We start from the raw sequence: 14484 nt of genomic DNA, 5'->3' as shown, positions 1-14484 counted from the left end.
TCATGAAGCATGCGACCGTTCATAATTGACAAATTTATTAAATTGCTTCAGGAACACCAGTTCAACGGTTCCTACCGGGCCATTACGCTGCTTGGAAATGATAATTTCGATGATGTTCTTTTTCTCCGAATCGGCGTTGTAGTAATCATCCCGGTAAAGGAAGGCCACAACATCCGCATCCTGCTCAATAGCTCCAGACTCGCGAAGGTCGCTCATCATCGGGCGCTTGTCCTGGCGCTGCTCCACTCCCCGGCTGAGCTGGGAAAGTGCAATCACCGGCACGTCCAGTTCCCGGGCAATTTGCTTCAGCGTCCGCGAGATTTCGGATACTTCCTGCTGGCGGTTATCGCCGCTTTTGCCCCGGCCCTGAATCAATTGCAGATAATCAATAACAATCAGCCCAAGACCTTGGCTCTTCTTCAATCGGCGGCAGCGCGTGCGTATCTCCTGAACAGTGATAACACCCGGATCTGCAATGAAGATATTAGCTTCGCCAAGAATGGAAGCAGCCCCGGCCATCTTATCCCAATCATGAGCCTTCATTTCACCTGTCCGCATTGCGTTGGCATCCAGATTAACTTCAGCGCTAACCATGCGCTGTACTAGCTGCGGGGCCGACATTTCAAGGCTGAACACTGCGACAGTTTCCTTGGTTTTGACTGCCACGTTCTGAGCGATGTTAAGCGCGAACGCCGTCTTGCCTACGGATGGACGGGCAGCGACTATAATTAGATCACCTTTATGCAAGCCAGCCAGCATACCATCTAAATCCGTGTATCCGGTATAAAGCCCCGTTGTAATGCCGTTCTTTACGTTTTCGCAACGTTCTTCCGTTGATTCGATTACCTTGAACAGCACCTTTTTTATTGGCTGGAAATCATCGTCAGAGGAAGCCTGATCCGATAAAGCAGCTGCTTCGTTCAACATACTGTTAACAACCAGCCCGGCATCGTCACTTTCGTACGCCTGTTTCATCTGCCGTTCAGCCGCATAAATTGCCTTGCGCAAAGTGTGCTTGTCCTCGAGAACGCCGATGTAATAGCCAATATTTGCCGCTGTCGGAACTGCATGAGCTAATTTAGCCAGATAGCTAACCCCTCCGATCTTCTCCAACTGCTTCATGCGGTTTAGCTCATTCACAAGCGCCGGAAGCTCGATAGGATCATCTTCTCTGTGCAGTTCAAGAATGGCCTTGAATATCTGCTGATGTGCCGGATTAAAGAATGTGTCAGGCTGTAGACTGGACGCAATCTCTGCGGCATCCCCTGTTTTGTCAATAAGGATTGCACCGAGAACCGTTGCTTCTGCCGCCGGGCTATTCGGTAGTTCGCGTATTAATTCCGAGCTTTGCATAAAGTGACTCCTTCCATCCTGCAGGCGGCAGTACCACATTGGTGCGCTCTGCATCTCTTAGGGCCAAGTATTCGGCCGTCTCCTTCTTCTGCTGCTCTATTTCTCGAAGGTCGCCCACCTTGCCGCGAATCTGGCTAATTTTTGGTGGGAAGGAATTGGTCTGAATGTGCTTCCGAACGTTTTCAACTGCCACATCAAAAGGGAAATCCTTCAGGTGTTCATAAAGCCTGTCTATCTCAGGATCGCTAGTGTCGATCTGATGTGCATATTCCTCTTTGAGCTTAATAAGCAAGTCAATAACTTGTGCTCTCTTCAAGCTCCTTAGCCTCCTTTGCTCGACGCTTCAGGTCTTCAAGTTCCTGCTGCTGCTTAGTTTTGCGCGGCGGCTCTGACTGAGCTGCCGGAGTTTTAGGCTTTCTAGAAGATTTGCTGCCACCCTGGGACTTCCGCCAAGCTTCCTCAATGCCTTTTACGTAATAAGCAAAGCTGTTTGGCTGCTCAAAAGGTTCATTGTCTCGGGCTTGCTTGGCCTGCTTCGCCTTATACATGGTTTCCATAGTTTGGATAGTAAAAGGGGCCGTAATCCCTCCGGCGACTATCTGACCCATGGCATGTCGTTCAGCAGTTGAGACGTGTATATCGAATTTTGAGTGCATTTTGCAATAAGCATCCAAGATGGCAAGATAACCATCGTCGGCGGGTGGGTTTTGATTCGGTTCTTCTTCCCACCACTCTTTTTCTAATTTAGTAATAGTAGTAGTAGTAATAATATCTTTTGCATCGGACATTTTTGTCTGATCACTACCCAATTCCGGCCCATGATCGGACATTTTTGTCTGATCACCTTCGCTATGAACGAACAAATATGTCTGATCACTGTCCGACTGATCGGACAAAATTGTCTGATCACTTTCTGATGATCGGACATTTTTGTCTGATCGCTTTAAAAGCCCTTTTTTCGAATGTTTGACCTTGATAATCAAACCTCGGGGCGCTCTGGTGATATGAAGGTATCCATGATCCTGCAGATCACTGATCCACCTACTGACTGTTTTGTCTTTTACCCCGAAGTTCGCGCCGATTTCAGATAGTTTCATCGGCTTGCCACCAAGGACAATCCCCCAAACGGTTCCATCGTCTTCGACTTCGGCGGTAGTGGAGCTAATGCACCAGACAAACAGCCATAATGCTGAGCCAATTTTTTTACAGTGATCCGGCGTCAGCAGCCCCGAGAACATTGGAAAGGGAAAGCTATCTGCGGGCATATTCTCACCTCTGCTGCCTTATCATCGTTTTCCCCTCTTAACCGGCGGTCGCTTTAATATCTCAGTCACATCCGTTCGGAGGATAAAGGCTAAATTACCATCTTCCTGCCGGAGCTTAGCCCAAGGTCGAGCTAAACCCCATGTATCTGTGATCTCACCGGACAGGCCGGAGCTAGTCCTAACGGTGTCGCCTTTGAGTACGAGCATATTCCCCGCCCCCTTACATCGCGTAACGCAGCCGTAGGGCATGTATTAGAATCTCGGTGTTTCTGTCGTCCAGGCGGTCAGCCTCTGACATGTCAAACTTGTTTCGTCCATTGAACAAGTGCAATGCAACTGCAAGCATGAACTTTTCAGAAGTACTCCATCCCTTGGAAACTTTCTTGAGCTTGTCAACGTGAACGGACAATTCTTCAAAATCAACAAATTCCGGTGTAAGAAAATGACTAAGTTTTGCATGTTTCGTGAAAATGTAAATCAGCCCCCGCCAGTAACGATCCTGCAACAAATGATCTGGAATCATTATGCCTTTCCCCTTTCAGCAAATTTGCGGATATCCGCGACCCCTTGCGGGGTTTCGGCCTGTATCCCTCAGGCCTCATCAGGCGGGAAAGCTATCGTTGAAAGCGTCGTTCATAGCTCTAATTTCAGTCAATTTCTCTTCATCCGATGTTTCTGTTCTCTCAAAAATACGATTGACCTTAAGAACAAAAAATCTGCTGCTCATAGACCTTGCTTCAAATTTATTTTTGTATGCATCTTTGTACTCGCCAAAAGTATTCAAATTATGGCGATAATAAAACTCATAGTCCATCATACCGCTTGCCCCCCCTTGCGCTCCGCTCGGTCTAAGGTTAAAATGGACACAATGAGGCTCTTTAGACGGAATCTCAACTGCGACTGCCCTGACCGGCGGTCGTTTTTCATTTCTGCTTTTGCTATGCGGATCATGGTGTTCAGATAAACTTCTGCATTTTTGACTTTCCCCGGCAACATCTTGTCCGGCTGTTTGCGGATCACTCGCAAATTGTATGGAGCAGTCTTCCCGGTTGCTACCGCTTCGGCAACCAACGCTGTTCTTTCCATCCCTCTACCTCATTTCACATAGTTTTTAAGCTTCAACTCAGCCCGATGTTCCTTCCAGGTCCCCAACCAACTGAACGAATACTCCTTGCAAATTGCTGCGGCTAAGTGACTCAGCGCCGTGATTGCTTCCACCGTTTCCATTAGCAGACGCTTAATCTGTTGGCGCTCGGTTTCGTTAATCTGCTCATTCGTTTTGCTGATTGCAGCTTGTTTAGAAGCATCAAGCACTTCCTGCATTTCCTCTATGGTTTTAAATAGGACACTTGCTCTATGTAGGTCTACGTTGTCCAGCCATGGGGTAAAAGCTCCCCCGGTCACTTCGGCTGCGGCCGCGAGGAACAACTGTCCATCGTCATAATGCTCAGCTGCGGCTCTCATGACCGGCTCGGATGCCTTTCGCGTACCCTTAACGATTTTCCCAACCTGGGAACCGTCAATATTTGCTGCTCTGCCAACCTGTGCTAATGTGTAGCCCTGACGTTTCATCACATCTTGTAGGGCTGTAGGAAAATGTCCAATTGCCACCTAATATCCTTCCTTTTTGTCCAAGTTATGGGGATGCTATTGGACAGAGGCATGATGTATGATTAAACCAAGCAATTCCCCTTGCCGATGCCATTCCCCGCCCGCCGCTGCGATTATGCACGGCGGGATTTGTTATATATAAATGCCTTGTTTGCGGAGCTTCTTAACAATGTTCCAACCTGCCAAGTGAAACTCTCGTTCTACTTGTGCGATAGCTTCTGGTGTTCGGGCTACAAAATCATCACAGAATTCGATTTTGCTTTCCCCGATCCAAACGGTTTTAACTACATTTCCTTCTGGTAGTGTGTTTTTAGTGCTCACTGCCGCATCACCTCTTGATCTATGTGTATGCAGCTCATTGAGTGGGACAGCCATTGTATCTACCTCCTGTCTATGCTGAGGTGCAAAGTCGTTTCAGTACTTCAGGTGGTATCTTTTCGCGGTAGGCAGCTGCCATTAACTCGACAGGATCAGATGATAATACTTCAGCTAATGCTTTATTCATTTGGTCACTTGCTGGTGATAACTTCCCGTTTTGCAATTTGCTCAGATAAGACTTTTCAGTTTTAAGGCCTTTTTGTTGAAGTAGTTTAGAAATCTGAGACAATGAAAGATTCGAATCATGAATAAGCTTCCTTAATAATTTTGTATAACGGTTCATTTGGCGCCTCCTTGACTATTTAATCACCAGTGACTTCTAAGTCACTTGATCTGTTGACTACATAGTACCAACGTGTGACTTTCTTGTCAACACTTTTTTGGCACTTAATAGTCAAATCGTTGTTTTTAAAGTCAACACTATATATGATTGAGATTGAGATTTTGAAATGAAAGGTAGGAGTGAGGGTGAAATATTCTGAATTGTTGTCAAAATACATTGAAGAAAGTGGATTGAGTTTAGGGGAAATTGCAATTAGACTTTCGAATAAAAATATTAAAATTGATCGCTCCTATATCAGTAAACTAAAAAATGGAAACAAGCCCCCTGCTTCTGAAGATGTAACCAGAGCACTTGCTGAAGTCACTGGAGGAGATACTGACGCTTTACTACTGGCTGGGCACATAGAAAAGGCCCCCGAGGAAATAAAGGAGGGCCTCATTGAGTACAACGCTTCTCATCGTATGCTAAAAAATGAATCTTTACAATTTCATTGTTTATCTGCATTAGATGCAATAAGGGATTTTAAAAATAGGTTTCTAACTACTGAGGTTATAGAGGAAGATTTGCTAAATAATATGTTAAGTACCCTTAGTTATTTTACTGACATTGAAATTGATGAAGACCTCATTAGATCCAATCCATTTGGTGCTTCTGAGTTTCTGTCAAATAGAATAACGAAAAGACTTGAAGAGTTCTATGCAGCAAATACGAATTATTCAGCAAGGGTTGATTTGAATGCTTATAATAACATATCTGACATCAAAGAAAAGAAGCAACAATACGAAGATGATGAAACATCTAAAAACAGAAAAGATCTAATTGAAATGATAAAGCAAGCCTCAGAAGAAGACCTTCCAGATTTAAAAATATTAGTCAAACGATTTATTAAATAATTTTGATGCATTCTTTGATTCTCTTTCCTTCGATCTTAGATAATCAGCTAATAAATTTATTTCTTCAGGTTCGGCTTCTGTAATTAATTGTATTATGTACTCTCTATCGTCCATAGGAGTCACCTTCCAGTTCATGGTGAATTATTTAGTTCATCTTAACATAGGAACTAACGTTCGTAAACGAGGAGACTAATGTAATTAAATAGAAAAGGAGTAAGGCGATGCGGTATATACCGGATCGTTGTCGACTTCTGGAATTTTATAAGGAAACTGGGATTAGCCAAAGAGATTTACATATCATCACTGGATATCCCGAAAGTCAGTTATCCGATTATGCACACAATCGCACTACCATGGGATATGCAACTGCAAAGACAATAAGCGAAGCTTTAAAGTTGCCTAACTGCGATATGTTGTATCATTGGCGTGAAGTGGCTGTTCCTGCTAAAAATTCTAAGGAGACGCGGAGGTAATTCCTCCCGATCCGGCGTGAACTTCAAGATTTCTTGAAGTAAAAACTGCAGTAAACCGTCTGTTCTTATATTATACATGTGGTGCAGCGACTTTTATGTCATATAATGTCGTTTCCTATTCACAACTCAAGGGGGTTCAATTGCAGCGTTTATTTATCTATAGCGGCTTCGCCCTGCAACGGCAATTTCTGAATTATCGACAAACGTCACAATTAAGACACCTTTGTCTCTTTTTCGACCTTTAATGCGATTCTTATTGACCAAAGTTGATTTATCATAGTAAGTAAAACCGAACTGCTTTAAAGCTACTGAAAGATCTCGGAGAGTTACAATCGGTACATATGATCCATTGGTAGTATGAAAGGCAGGAAGTGGTTCTGCTGATTTGCCAATACTAAACATCGAGATGTAATTCACTGAATGAATCGGGAATATCACGAAGTCAGCTTCCTCTCCTGTTCTGCCCTCAATTTTTACTCCTATTATCTCCATACCCTTAATCCCCTCTGATAATCATGACGTTGTATCAATAGTAGAGGTATCAGAGTAAAAAATCTTGTTGTAATAAGTGGAACAATTTTCCGTATAGTCCCACTTATGACGCTATGGTGTTTGACTTCCATCTGCTATAAAATAATCACATAGTGTTAGAAGTCATTGGGAGGTAGCCAATTTGAACATGAACAATTCGTATGAAGAATACGCTCTTTATTTACGCAAATCCCGTGCGGATATAGATGCTGAAGCTCGGGGCGAAGGAGAAACCCTAAAGAAGCATCAGACGGCGCTGCTTGCATTGGCTAAAAAAATGAATATTAATGTATCAAAGGAGTATAAAGAAATCGTATCAGGCGAGAGGGTAGCGGATCGGCCAGAAATGCAACAACTGCTTCAGGATGTTGAAGATGGTAAATGGGCGGGAATTCTGGTCATGGAAATAGAACGACTTGCCAGGGGTGACACTATGGATCAAGGGTTTGTTGCACAAGCCTTTAAATATAGCGGCACAAAGATTATCACACCTGTTAAAGTCTATGATCCTGACAATGAATTCGATGAAGAATATTTTGAATTCGGATTATTCATGTCTCGGCGAGAGTACAAAACTATCAACCGTAGGCAGCAAGCCGGACGGATTCAATCCGTCAAAGATGGTAACTACATCGGGAATGTTCCTCCATATGGTTATAGTAAAATACGGTTAGAGGACAAGTCATATAGCCTAATGCCCCATCCTGAACAGGCTCCAATCGTTAAAATGATTTATGATATGTATACAACTCAAAATATGGGAATGGGTAACATTGCAAAGAAGCTCAATCTCCTTGGTGTTCCAACTGCAAAAGGATCACTATGGACGGTTGCTACAATCAGTGGAATTTTGCAGAATCCAGTATATGTCGGGGATATTGTATGGAACCGTCGTCCTGTGAAGAAATCTCGCAAAGATGGAAAGTTGCTAAAAACACGTTCTGAAGTATCAGAAGCTCAATGGATTAGAGTTCCAGGCAAGCATGAAGCTATAATCAATAAGGAAACATGGGAATTAGCTCATAGAATACTAAAGGGTAGATATCATGCCCCTGCCCCTACTGGAGTGATAACCAGCTCTTTAGCCGGTCTTGTTAGGTGTTCATTATGCGGACGCTTGATGGTTCGCCGTCCATATTCGCGTGAGGCTGAACCATCCCTCATATGTGTAACACCATTATGTAAGCAAGTTAGCTCATTGTTCTCACTCGTCGAAGAACGCATCCTTGAAGGCCTGCGGATATGGATCAATCAGTATAAGGCCAAATGGGACAACAATATGCCCGTTGAGACAGAGGATACCGAAGAACTACTAAATGCAAAATCTCAAATTGTTAAAGATTCGGAGAAAAATCTAAGTGAATTACGGAAGCAGTCCAGTGCTTTGCATGATCTTTTGGAACGTGGCGTTTATAGTATTGATGTATTTATGGAGCGATCACAAAACTTATCTGAAAGAATTGCCGATGCTGAAAGGGGATTATCTGTTGCGAATGATGATTTAAATCTGGAGAAAAATCGTAAAGAGGCAAAAGATGGAATTATACCACTAGCGGAGTATGTACTTGATACGTACTATTCTATAGAGGATGCAGCAGAACGTAATACACTGTTAAAATCAGTGCTGCAAGGCGCGGTATACAGTAAAGAAAAAAGGGGCCATTGGTCAAAACCGGAAACGATGCGGAAATTCGATCTAAAATTATATCCAAAACTACCGGAGCATTGAGGTTTTTTCATAACTGATAACCTCAATGCGCTGATTCCTCCGTTGAAATATCCGTGAGTACGCCGATAACCTTATCGGGAATCGCATATCTCTGATTCATATAACGAAGCGCTGCCGCCAGCTCCCCGTCCGCGCCTCCATATTGCTCCATCAAATACCGCGCCATCCGCACATCGCATTTGCCGACACGTACCGGGTACTGCAGTTTTTTTTCATATATCCACATTCGGGAACGAACCCTCCTTATAGTTTTATTCGCCTAGCCGCTTCGCCGGGGCCAGCGTGCCGCTATACCTGCCAAGGCCAAGGGCTCTGGCTCCATTCCCACGGACATTTGGAGTAGGCGCGGCCAAAGTTCTGCAGCGGGCCGTACAGCTCCTGAAATTGATTGGCCAGCCGGGTGCGCTCCTGAGTCAGCTGATTGAACTGTTCAATCGCTCTTAAGTCCTCGGGATGGGTATCCAGATACAGGTTAAGCTCCACCAGGGCAAAATCCAGAACCTGCAGCTGCTCCAGCATTTCATAGTAACGGGGCTCGCAAGGATTTGCTTCCATCGTCCTAAATTCCTCCTTTGCCGGCTTTGGATTCATACGGACTGAACAGGGCAGGCCAAAGTGTACCCGCCCTCAGTGCTTCAGGTAACGGAAACTGCGGCAATCCCGGGGGCTGAAAAGCAATAAATTGGTTGGGCGGCACAACATACGTTTTGAACGGCACCGGCGGACAAGGGTCAAATGGTCCCCTATACGGTGTCCATACACGTTCCTCGGAGTTCAATAGATACACCCTCCTCAAAGTTTTGTTAGCAAATACTTCCTTGATTCAGCTTCGTACAATCCACGCTTCGAAGGATTTGCTTGATTTACTTTTCTTCTGAACGCACATCTCCTCGTAACTAATTTATGACTGGCTGGGGTGGAATCAGAACGCCCACGCAAAAAAACCGCACCTTTACAAAGAGAAGGAATTCTCCATGTAAAGGTACGGTTATTAAACTATCCGGCTGTATTGAACCGGCAATATTATATAAGCTTATTCCTTTTCTTCATCCGTCCCGGTATCATCCTCTTCATTGACAAGTGGCTTTTCCCGGTGGATATTGATTCTTGTAATCCGCAGCCGGGTGGATTCTTCTACTTCAAAGGTAACATCGCCCACAACAATCCGCTTACCCTTGGACGGATTACCCTCCAGCTCTTTGAACAGCCAGCCGCCGATGGAATCGACCTCATCATCCTCAATAATCACACCCGTAAGATCGTTGACATCCTCAATCAGCATCCGGCCCTCAACTGAGATATAATCTCCATTGCGCTCGACGCTCGGACGCTCATCCTCGAATTCATCATGCAGATCGCCGACAATTTCTTCAAGAATCTCCTCAGCGGTCAGAAGTCCGGCTGTACCGCCGTATTCATCGACAACCAGCGTAAGCTGGGCTTTGTTCTTCTGCATCAGGCGCAGTGCATGGCTGATCTCCATCGACTCCGGTACGTTCAGAATCGGGCGGACCAGTGAAGCCAGATCATTCTGCTGTTCTAAAGGTGCGAACAACAGGTCGGTAATGTGGATGAAGCCGATAATCCGGTCCTTATCCTCGTTGGCAACCGGATAACGCGAATGTTTCGTCTCCGTAATGATCCGCATATTCTCTTCCAGTGTAAGATTGCTATAGAGCACATCCATATCGGTACGCGGAAGCATAACTTCACGGGCCAGCAAATCGGAGAATTCAAAAATGTTATCCATCAGCTTCATCTCGTCTTTATCAATGACACCGCTCTTGGCGCTCTGATTCATCAGAATCCGGATTTCCTCTTCCGAGTGAGCCGCCTCGGCTTCACTGGCCGGTTCAACCCCCACCAGTCTAAGAAGAGCATTGGCGGATGCATTCAGCACCCAGATAAAGGGCAGAAACAGGTTATAGAAGAACATTAGCGGTGCAGAGAGCAGCAGCGCGGAGCCTTCAGTTTTTTGAATCGCCAGGGACTTTGGAGCAAGCTCACCCAGCACAATATGTAAAAATGTAATAATGGAAAACCCGACAACGACAGACACAGTGGAAATCAGTGTATGGTCGGTGACGCCGAGCTGAAACATTAGCGGTTCAACCAGCAGCTCTGAGATGGCCGGCTCACCGACCCAGCCTAGACCCAATGAGGCGAGGGTAATACCGAACTGGGTCGCTGACAGGTAGGAATCGAGCTTTTTGTTGACCTTCAGCGCGTATCCAGCCATCTTGTTGCCTTCACTGACAAGCTGGGTCAGACGGGACTGTCTGACCTTTACCAGCGAGAACTCCGCCGCTACAAATATACCATTCAACAATACAAGCACCAGAACCAGCAAAAGATTAAGCAGCAATCTTCCTATGTCAAATTCCGTATGCACCACTATAACAACGCCTCGTTTCTACAGAGTGATCGCTTTCCTTGATTTGAAATCTACCTCTGGATAATACATATCGGCCACCAAAAGGTTGGGCCCGCAGCAGCCAGCTTCATCACAGTGGCAATTCACTTTCTGATTAAGCGGATGCTTAGTCTGCCACTCGGCGAAAATGTCATCCAGCTTGCTGGTACTGATGTTGCCAAAGGCAGAAATATCGGCAAAATCCGTGACAAAGACATCACCTGTAAATAAATTTACATTCACACGGTTTCTTCCGTCCGGATCATTGCGCAGCGTCACATTCTTCTCGGTACGCAATCTGCGCAGCAGCTTCTGATCCTGTTCCAGGAAGCTGCAGGCAAAAAACGGCAGAGTGCCAAACAGCATCCACATCTCCGGATCGCGGTGATCCAGCAGGGAATGAATGGCATCACCCATTTCCTTCAGAGACAGCACAGGGAGCGAAGAGGCAAAGCTGGAAGCGTACATCGGATGCACCTCATGCCGTCTTGCACCCATATCGCCAATCAGCTTATGAATTTCAGGCAGCTTGGTGTGTGTACGGTAGTTAATCATAGATTCTGCTGAGATCAGCATACCGTCTTCACTGAGCCGCCGTGAATTCTCAAGCATCGTGTCATATAAACGATACGCCGCTTCACGTGACACCGGATGACCGCTGTTGGCGAAGCCTACCTCATGGAAGTCGTCTCCGTTCACATAATTGAATGAAATATGCATCACGTCCAGATACGGCAGCAGTTGCTCGTAACGGGCGTAGGGCATAGTCAGATTGGAGTTGATCTGCGAACGTATGCCCCGCTCACGGGCATATTTCAGCAGCGGCACGATGATATTCTCTACAGTCGATGCGCGGAACATCGGCTCCCCGCCGGTAATACTGATCGTTTGCAGATGTTCTACCTGCTCCAGGCGGTCCAGCATATTCTTCAGAGGCAGCATTTCTCCTTCTTTCATCGTCAGGCTGTCGCCAACCGCACAATGTTCACATCGCATGTTGCATAGATTGGTAACCGTCATCTCCACACTGGTCAATACATGCCGTCCATGCTTGCGCAGTGAAGTAATCGGATCCCATGGATCGAAGCTCGGCGACAGTTCACGGACAGTTGTGGAGGATGGTTCTAATATACTCATTTCTTATTGCTCCTTTAGTGCGTATTCCTTATTATTAACCCAAAATAAATCAAAAAGAACGTTGACTTAACCTATATCATACCACGAGCAGCAAAAAAACTGCACTTTCTGGCAATTATGCCGCTCCAAGCGGTGTAATTGCCAGATCCATTTGTTGCGGCCCGGGGAACCTTTCCTTAGGAAGAGTATAAAAAACAGCGGGGAAGAAAGCAGGCCGCACCGCTGCGTACCCTGCTTTCTTCCCTCGCTGCGAAACGGCAGGGGAGCCGAATAGATATCTCCCTGCCGCCAACATCAATTAGGTCACCTTCACCATAGATTGATCCTCATCTGACACGCCGACGATCACAACGGAAAGTGCTCTGCCAAGATCCCGTTCAAAGGGAATAACCGTCTCACCTTCGGGGCCGGCAAATACCCGCACAACCGGCCTGTGGGGGATACTGGGATCAATTTTGACCACGACGCCGCTCTCACCGGTGCTCAGCTTCACTGTGAGCCCAAGCGGGTAGATCGCTACACGGTCTCTGAACAGCTCCAGCTGGTTTTGCTCATACAATGTCCCTGATCCGACATACAGCGCCTCTACCGCCTGATGCGGCAGCATCGCTTTTTTATAGATCCGGTTCGAGGTCATGGCATCGTAGGAATCGGCTATCCCCAGCCACTTGGCATATTCATGGATTTGCAGACCGGTCAGCCCGCGGGGGTAGCCGGAGCCGTCGATACGTTCATGATGCTGCAGGGCACAATGCGCCGCGAGCAGCGGGATATTCGGCTCATCCTTGAGAATCCGGTATCCAATTTCAGTGTGAGCCTGCATATGGCGGAATTCCTCGTCGCTGAGCATCCCCGGCTTCTGGATGATTTTGACCGGAATCTGCGTTTTGCCAATGTCATGCAGCAGCGAGCCCAGCCCAATTACCCGCAGCTCCTCTTTGCTGTAGCCATGGGCAATTCCAAGCACCAGCGTATACAGACAGACATTAAGCGAATGGACATACAGATAGTTGTCAGCTGTATGCATATCCGCCAGCATAATCATCGGGTCCTCCAGTGATGACATGTCTTCCAGAATGGAGTCCATCATCTTGGAGAATTTTTTGTCGAGATGATAGAAGCCTTTAGTTATGCCGGAAGCACCGGACATATCCTGAAACTGGCTCCTAATGACCTTCAGCGCCTGATTGCGCGTCTCATCATGCAGCATTCCAGTAATTACGATATCTTCCGTGATGGCATCCTCTATATAAATATAGCCGATGTCGATCCTTGCCAGCCGCTTAATTAAGGCATCCGTAAGTTCTATTCCGTCCGCTAACAGAACAAGTCCTTCATCATTATAAATTTTTTTACCCAGCTTCATTCCCGCCTGAAGCCGATTCACGGATACTAAACGCACCTTGGCTCACTCCTGCCTTTAACGGTAAATTACTATTCTGTTTCAAAATCCTAGGGTCAACACGCTGTGTCTATACCGTTGCCTTGAGCGATCCGGCAAGAAATTTGTGATGAACGGTTACATCCTTGCCGGTACCAAGTTTTTGGAGATTAACGCATAATAAACAGCCAGAAAACAGCTGCCAGGATAAACCGGTAGATCGCAAAGTGCGTCGGTCTGATCTTTTGAATCAGCTTCATAAACAGGATTACGACCACATAAGCGACTATAAATGAAATTACGAATCCAATGGCAAAATCCCAGATGGTATCACTTGTAAAATACTTGTACGAATCCAGCAGCTCATAACCCGAAGCCGCACACATAATCGGAATGGCGATGAGGAAGGAAAAATCCGCCGAAGCCTTATAGCTGACACCGCTCAGCATACCGCCTGAGATTGTAGATCCGGAGCGGGAGAAGCCGGGCCAGAGTACGGAAATAATCTGATACATGCCGATAGCCAGCGCCTGCCCGTAAGATAGATCATCAAGCTCATGCGCAGTTACACGGATCTTGCGTTTGTTCACCCATTCTGCAACGATCATTAGAATCCCGCCGGCGACCAGTGCCCATAACACCGTCGTAGCCCCGAAAAGCCCCTTGATAAAGTCACGGGCAAAAAATGCCACGGCCAGCGCCGGAGCAATTCCGAGAATGATGTGCACCAGATTGAGACGTGAAGCAGGCATCACACCGCCTCTGCCTTGACGGCTGCGTCCGATCCCCAGCAAATTCAGAACCCGCTGGCGGTAGACCAGCGCAATGGCCAGAATCGCACCGAGCTGAATGACAATTTCGTATGTCTTCATTATCGGCTCTTGCTCGTTATAGCCTAATAGTTTCGTGGTAAGAATCATGTGGCCTGTCGATGAAACCGGAATAAACTCCGTAATCCCCTCTACAATAGCCAGAATAATTGCTGTAATAGTATCCATCTTAGCCTCCTGTTCTTGAACATATGAAACTTGTTGCAG

Annotated in this window: 18 protein-coding genes and 1 pseudogene; 2 read left to right on the top strand and 17 right to left on the bottom strand. The window is 46.2% G+C overall.

From position 1 onward, the window contains the following. The 9 genes from dnaB to H70357_RS10045 all read right to left on the bottom strand — a co-directional run bounded on the left by dnaB (position 1) and on the right by H70357_RS10045 (position 4890). Positions 1-1353, bottom strand: a complete 1353-nt coding sequence (dnaB, locus tag H70357_RS10090; protein WP_038588624.1) for a replicative DNA helicase — start codon at positions 1351-1353, stop codon at positions 1-3. After that, complete coding sequence (locus H70357_RS10085) at positions 1316-1669, bottom strand: replicative helicase loader/inhibitor (protein WP_038588621.1); 354 nt, start codon at positions 1667-1669, stop codon at positions 1316-1318. The genes dnaB and H70357_RS10085 overlap by 38 nt, the downstream gene beginning before the upstream one ends. After that, positions 1647-2618 carry a hypothetical protein gene (locus H70357_RS34265; RefSeq protein ID WP_052091950.1) on the bottom strand — a complete coding sequence of 324 codons (972 nt, stop codon included), beginning with the start codon at positions 2616-2618 and terminating at the stop codon, positions 1647-1649. Before H70357_RS34265 ends, H70357_RS10085 begins: the two co-directional genes overlap by 23 nt. A 220-nt stretch (positions 2619-2838) precedes the next feature. After that, entirely contained in the window at positions 2839-3141 is a 303-nt protein-coding gene (locus tag H70357_RS10070; protein WP_038588615.1) for a hypothetical protein, read from the bottom strand. Between the two features lie 78 nt (positions 3142-3219). Continuing rightward, entirely contained in the window at positions 3220-3435 is a 216-nt protein-coding gene (locus H70357_RS10065; protein ID WP_038588612.1) for a hypothetical protein, read from the bottom strand. Next, on the bottom strand, positions 3432-3704 hold the full coding sequence (locus H70357_RS10060) for a hypothetical protein (protein WP_038588609.1): 273 nt from the start codon (positions 3702-3704) through the stop codon (positions 3432-3434). The genes H70357_RS10065 and H70357_RS10060 overlap by 4 nt, the downstream gene beginning before the upstream one ends. A 9-nt stretch (positions 3705-3713) precedes the next feature. Then, on the bottom strand, positions 3714-4229 hold the full coding sequence (locus H70357_RS10055) for a helix-turn-helix domain-containing protein (RefSeq protein WP_038588606.1): 516 nt from the start codon (positions 4227-4229) through the stop codon (positions 3714-3716). Positions 4230-4361: 132 nt separating this feature from the next. After that, the gene (locus tag H70357_RS10050) at positions 4362-4604 is read right to left on the bottom strand and encodes a hypothetical protein (protein WP_038588601.1); all 243 of its coding nucleotides are present in this window, start codon (positions 4602-4604) and stop codon (positions 4362-4364) included. Positions 4605-4620: 16 nt separating this feature from the next. Then, complete coding sequence (locus H70357_RS10045) at positions 4621-4890, bottom strand: helix-turn-helix domain-containing protein (protein ID WP_038588597.1); 270 nt, start codon at positions 4888-4890, stop codon at positions 4621-4623. Between the two features lie 185 nt (positions 4891-5075). On the opposite strand from H70357_RS10045, the gene H70357_RS34260 reads away from it, so the two are divergent. Continuing rightward, a complete protein-coding gene (locus tag H70357_RS34260; protein ID WP_052091949.1) occupies positions 5076-5783 on the top strand; it encodes a helix-turn-helix domain-containing protein in 708 nt (235 codons plus the stop codon). A gap of 626 nt (positions 5784-6409) precedes the next feature. Here H70357_RS34260 and H70357_RS10030 read toward each other — a convergent pair. After that, positions 6410-6748, bottom strand: a complete 339-nt coding sequence (locus H70357_RS10030; RefSeq protein WP_038588592.1) for a LytTR family transcriptional regulator DNA-binding domain-containing protein — start codon at positions 6746-6748, stop codon at positions 6410-6412. A gap of 187 nt (positions 6749-6935) precedes the next feature. Here H70357_RS10030 and H70357_RS10025 point away from each other — a divergent pair, with 187 nt between their 5' ends. Next, a complete protein-coding gene (locus H70357_RS10025) occupies positions 6936-8516 on the top strand; it encodes a recombinase family protein (protein ID WP_038599150.1) in 1581 nt (526 codons plus the stop codon). A 25-nt stretch (positions 8517-8541) separates the two neighbouring features. Here H70357_RS10025 and H70357_RS10020 read toward each other — a convergent pair. The 7 genes and pseudogenes from H70357_RS10020 to H70357_RS09985 form a co-directional block, all read right to left on the bottom strand. Beyond that, positions 8542-8742: pseudogene (locus tag H70357_RS10020) on the bottom strand (manganese catalase family protein); the annotation flags it as partial. Between the two features lie 62 nt (positions 8743-8804). Next, positions 8805-9071 (bottom strand): spore coat protein CotJB, encoded by a 267-nt coding sequence (locus H70357_RS10015; RefSeq protein ID WP_038588588.1) that lies wholly within the window; start codon positions 9069-9071, stop codon positions 8805-8807. Between the two features lie 4 nt (positions 9072-9075). Continuing rightward, complete coding sequence (locus tag H70357_RS10010; protein WP_038588585.1) at positions 9076-9294, bottom strand: spore coat associated protein CotJA; 219 nt, start codon at positions 9292-9294, stop codon at positions 9076-9078. A gap of 255 nt (positions 9295-9549) precedes the next feature. Continuing rightward, on the bottom strand, positions 9550-10908 hold the full coding sequence (locus H70357_RS10005; protein WP_038599143.1) for a hemolysin family protein: 1359 nt from the start codon (positions 10906-10908) through the stop codon (positions 9550-9552). 21 nt (positions 10909-10929) lie between these two features. Further along, the gene (gene yfkAB, locus H70357_RS10000) at positions 10930-12066 is read right to left on the bottom strand and encodes a radical SAM/CxCxxxxC motif protein YfkAB (protein ID WP_038588582.1); all 1137 of its coding nucleotides are present in this window, start codon (positions 12064-12066) and stop codon (positions 10930-10932) included. A 298-nt stretch (positions 12067-12364) separates the two neighbouring features. Further along, a complete protein-coding gene (locus H70357_RS09990) occupies positions 12365-13468 on the bottom strand; it encodes an HD-GYP domain-containing protein (protein WP_038588576.1) in 1104 nt (367 codons plus the stop codon). 149 nt (positions 13469-13617) lie between these two features. Continuing rightward, the gene (locus tag H70357_RS09985; protein WP_038588572.1) at positions 13618-14445 is read right to left on the bottom strand and encodes an undecaprenyl-diphosphate phosphatase; all 828 of its coding nucleotides are present in this window, start codon (positions 14443-14445) and stop codon (positions 13618-13620) included. Positions 14446-14484 lie beyond the last annotated feature (39 nt).

Source organism: Paenibacillus sp. FSL H7-0357 (assembly GCF_000758525.1).
In the GTDB taxonomy this organism is placed as follows: Bacteria; Bacillota; Bacilli; order Paenibacillales; family Paenibacillaceae; genus Paenibacillus_AQ.
The sequence above is the reverse complement of the archived record's forward strand: the minus strand, read 5'-3'. Positions and strand labels throughout refer to the sequence as shown.